Raw genomic sequence first — 2,819 nt, forward strand, 5'->3', positions numbered from 1 at the left:
GGTGAAGCCGGCGGCGGCCGCCGAGCCGGCACAGAGCGCCATGGTGTAGAGCCCGGTCATGACGGCGGCCTTGTCGGCGAAATCTCGCTTCACCAGGCCCGGCAGCAGCACATTGCCGATGGCAATGGCGCCGCCGGCAAGGAAGGTGGCGACAAACAGCAGGGGAACCGTACCGAACCAGCGCAGGCCGGTTCCCAGCACCAGCAAGATGAGCGCCCCGAGCAAAGTGCGCTCGGCTCCATAGCGCTGGGCAAATCTTGGCGCGAAGGGCGCGAACAGACCCAGACACAGAACGGGCAGCGTCGTCAGCAGGCTGGCGCCCGTCGTCGACAGTCCGGTTGCCTGCATCACCTCGGGCAGCAGTACCGACAGGCTGGAAAACAGCGGCCGCAGGCTGAAGGCGATCAGCACAAGGCTCGCGCCAAGCACGATGCGCGCCGCACGGCTGCGCAGTTCAGGCGGCTGCGGCACGGGCAGGCTGTCGGCCTCGGCATCGATGAGTTCCAGACCCTCGATGGCGGCGGATTGCGCCGTCGGGTCAGGCTGACGAAAACTCTGGTTCATTGCGAAAGCAGTCTTTCAAGTTGGGCAAGCACCGGCGCCATGAAGGCGCGAACGGCGGCAACGGCGCGCTCGGGATTGCTCGCGGCAATGGCGTCGACGATAGCCGCATGCGCCTGGTGGTCCGGTTCGGGCAGATCGCCGTCGATGGTGGCATGGATGGTCTCGGTGATGGCGGCGGTGAAGAAGTCGTAGAGCTCCATCATCGCTTTGTTGCCGGACGCCGCGACAACCGATTTGTGGAAAGCGAGATCGCGCCGGATGAAGGCATCGCTTCCGCCGCCCGCGACGGTGCCGCGTTCGGCAAGCAGTTGCCGCATCGTCTCAAGATCGGCTGGCGTGTGGCGCATGGCGGCGAGCCGTGCCGCCTCCAGGTCGAGCGCCGCCCGCGCCTCCCACTGATCGCGCAGGCCGGTGCGCTTGACCCGGTCGAGCGCGGCAGAGGCATCGACGGTAGAGCGCACATATGTGCCCGAGCCCTGGCGCGTATCCAGCAATCCTTGCGAGACCAGCACCCGCACCGCCTCGCGCACCGTGCCGCGGCTGACCGACAGAAGCTCGGTCAGGGCTGCCTCATTGGGAATGCGCTCGCCGACGCCCCAGCGGCCGCTGACGATCTCCGCACGCAGGCTGCTGGTGGCGCTGTCGGTGAGATTGGTTCTGGTGGCGGGTTGCATAGGCCTATTCATAAGTCATCAGATGACTTGATGAATAGGCCTGCTTCTAGCTGCCGTCAAGATGCTCATCGAAGCCAACGAGCACCACGCAATGGGAACGGATCAGCTGGTGGCTCGTGCGAAGCTCGCCATGTGAAACGCCTGGACCTCCGGCGGATAGCGGTATCCCGCGCCATAGGGGCACGCATTGCGATCAAGGCAACCGCCGCTGCGGCAGGGTTCGCCATGCGCTCCCCCCACATGCGCCAGGCAGGATTGATAAGCGAATCCTTGCGCGGAATAGGCGTCGACCGGGCAGGATTTCAGGCAGGGTTTCTCGACGCAGCTATCGCAAAGGTGGGGCGCTGCCTCGGCAACTTGAACTGGAATTTCGTCCTCGAACAGCAGCGCACCGCGGTAGGCATGCCATAGCCCGTAGCGCGGATGCATGAGGATGCCGAGCGGCGACAGTTTCAGCCCCTCCGCCCGCATTGCCCATTGCTGGAACGGCAGATAGGGCTTGTCCGACGGAGAAATCGCCCGTGCGCCAAAATCCTGCGCCACGGCGCCGATCACTTCGCGCGACCATGTGTCGAGCGGATTGGCGATTGCCTGTGGCTGTTGCTCCCACCAACGCAGGAAATGCGGCCAGGGTGCCGCGCCCGCCTGCCCCACCAGCAGGACGGCCGCTGCCGGCGCACCCGATGATCCCGTTGGCGGCACATCGCTTGGCGTAAAATTGAAGCCGCCGCGAAGGACAAGGCCGTTGGCGAGAAGCGCCGCAGCAATGCGGTCAACGCTGCCGGCGGGCGTAATCATCCCTTCTTGTCCGGATCGGAGAACGCGCTCCGCCAGACTTCCTTGTGGATGATGTTGGCGACTTTAGCCCCGCCTGACTCGGGCTCCTTTCAAGTGAAGGCGTCGGGCATCGACCCCTTCTTCTTGGCGATGAAGTCCTTCAACGCTTCGTCGATGCTCGGATCGAGATGCGGCGCCTCATAGCTTTCCAGCCAGCGGCGGGCGAGTTCGTTGGCGCGCTGCGGCGCTGTCTTCTCGCCTTCGGCCAGCCACTGCTCGTAGGAATTGTTGTCGGCGATGTTGGAGCGGTAGAAGGCGGTCTGGAAATTGGCCTGGGTGTGGTCGCAGCCGAGATAGTGGCTGCCCGGCCCGACCTGGCGGATGGCGTCCATCGCCTGGCCGTTTTCCGACAGGTCGACGCCTTCGGAGAATTTCTGCGTCATGCCGAGCTGGTCGATGTCCATCATGAACTTTTCGTAGCAGGAGGCCAGCCCGCCCTCGAGCCAGCCGGCCGAGTGCAGCACGAAATTGGTGCCGGCCAGGATGGTCGAGTTCAGCGTGTTGGCGCTTTCATAAGCCGCTTGTGCATCCGGAACCTTGGACGCGCAGAGCGAGCCGCCGGTGCGGAACGGCAGGCCGAGACGGCGCGCCAGCTGTGCGGCGCCATAAGACACCAGCGACGGCTCCGGCGTGCCGAAGGTCGGCGCCCCGGACTGCATCGAGATCGACGAGGCGAAGGTGCCGAACAGCACCGGCGGCTCGCTCTGCGCGTCCAAGGTTCCGGATGCACAAGCGGCTTATGAA

Annotated in this window: 3 protein-coding genes and 1 pseudogene; all 4 read right to left on the bottom strand. The window is 65.0% G+C overall.

Annotation, left to right across the window (positions count from 1 at the left end; genetic code table 11):
* Window positions 1-564 (bottom strand): MFS transporter (locus EN932_RS33020; RefSeq protein ID WP_128369400.1); only part of this gene is annotated, 564 nt, incomplete at its 3' end.
* Window positions 561-1,238, bottom strand: coding sequence for a FadR/GntR family transcriptional regulator (locus EN932_RS33025; protein ID WP_064993722.1), 678 nt, complete (start codon window positions 1,236-1,238; stop codon window positions 561-563). The genes EN932_RS33020 and EN932_RS33025, both read right to left, overlap by 4 nt.
* Before the next feature lie 102 nt (window positions 1,239-1,340).
* Window positions 1,341-2,036, bottom strand: a complete 696-nt coding sequence (locus EN932_RS33030) for a 4Fe-4S dicluster domain-containing protein (RefSeq protein ID WP_127384784.1) — start codon at window positions 2,034-2,036, stop codon at window positions 1,341-1,343.
* An 89-nt stretch (window positions 2,037-2,125) separates the two neighbouring features.
* Window positions 2,126-2,770, bottom strand: a pseudogene (locus EN932_RS33035) (trimethylamine methyltransferase family protein); the annotation flags it as partial.
* Window positions 2,771-2,819 lie beyond the last annotated feature (49 nt).

It is taken from the genome of Mesorhizobium sp. M7A.F.Ca.US.002.01.1.1 (genome assembly GCF_004022955.1).
GTDB lineage: Bacteria > Pseudomonadota > Alphaproteobacteria > Rhizobiales > Rhizobiaceae > Mesorhizobium > Mesorhizobium ciceri.

Bases quoted from the DNA above. Each gene is read 5' to 3' on its own strand.
- EN932_RS33030 (WP_127384784.1), bottom strand. From the start codon at position 2,036: ATGATTACGCCCGCCGGCAGCGTTGACCGCATTGCTGCGGCGCTTCTC.
- EN932_RS33025 (WP_064993722.1), bottom strand. From the start codon at position 1,238: ATGCAACCCGCCACCAGAACCAATCTCACCGACAGCGCCACCAGCAGC.